Here is a 603-nt window from a genome sequence, read left to right as displayed (position 1 = left end):
TACAGCAACCCGCACCTGTCGCCGTTCGACGAATTCCAGCGCTACAAGCATCATCCGGTGATCAAGCAGTACCTGGACGGCGGCAAGCGCGTGTCCTACGGCGCCCGCGCCATTGCCAAGGGCGGCCTGAACTGCCTGCCGAAGATGGTATTCAACGGCGGTGCGCTGATCGGCTGCGACGCCGGCACCCTGAACTTCGCTAAGATCAAGGGCAGCCACACGGCAATGAAGTCCGGCATGCTCGCCGCCGAAGCGGCTGCCGATGCACTGCTGGCCGGGCGCGAGGGCGGCGATGAGCTGACGGCGTATCAGGAAGGCTTCAAGAACAGCTGGCTGTACGACGAGCTGTACAAGAGCCGCAATTTCGGCGCCGCCATCCACAAGTGGGGTGCAATCAAGGGTGGCGCATTCAACTTCATCGACCAGAACATCTTCGGCGGCAAGATTCCCTTCACGCTGCACGACACCAAGCCGGACTACGCCTGCCTCAAGCCGGCCGCCGAGTCGAAGAAGATCGAGTATCCGAAGCCGGACGGCAAACTGAGCTTCGACAAGCTCTCTTCGGTATTCCTCTCCAACACCAACCACGAGGAAGACCAGCCG

1 pseudogene is annotated in these 603 nt (G+C 61.5%); it reads left to right on the top strand.

Annotated features, from left to right (window positions below):
* Positions 1-603, top strand: a pseudogene (locus U8L64_RS00535) (electron transfer flavoprotein-ubiquinone oxidoreductase); the annotation flags it as partial.

Origin of the sequence: Pseudomonas sp. FIP_A4 (genome assembly GCF_036701605.1) — a bacterium.
GTDB lineage: Bacteria > Pseudomonadota > Gammaproteobacteria > Pseudomonadales > Pseudomonadaceae > Stutzerimonas > Stutzerimonas phenolilytica.
Note: the sequence above shows the minus strand (reverse complement) of the source record. Positions and strands in the feature narration are given on the sequence as shown.